A 279-nucleotide genomic window follows, 5' to 3' on the forward strand; every position below is an offset into this window, starting at 1 on the left:
AACAGGCGGTACAGATCGGCGCGGTTGCGGAAAGCGGAGTCGAGCTCGCGCGACAGTTTCTCGGCTCTGGCTGCTTCGGGATCGGTCATGATGCTTCCTGATTTTGTTGTTTGACCATGATGTTGTCCGCAAATCGGTTGCCACTTTGCGGGATCATGGCCGGTTCCTGTTCAATCTCGGTGCCGCGTCGACAAGGGCCTTGCCGATCGCCGACTGCGGATTGGCGATGACGGCGCGGGCATCGCCGCTCTCGGCGATCCGGCCGGCATCGAGGATGAC

At 61.3% G+C, this 279-nt stretch carries 1 pseudogene; it reads right to left on the bottom strand.

The features are described from left to right. Window positions 1-153: 153 nt before the first annotated feature. Window positions 154-279, bottom strand: a pseudogene (locus EN807_RS37325) (peptide ABC transporter ATP-binding protein); the annotation flags it as partial.

The sequence above is a fragment of the Mesorhizobium sp. M5C.F.Ca.ET.164.01.1.1 genome (assembly GCF_004792125.1).
GTDB classification, from domain to species: domain Bacteria; phylum Pseudomonadota; class Alphaproteobacteria; order Rhizobiales; family Rhizobiaceae; genus Mesorhizobium; species Mesorhizobium wenxiniae.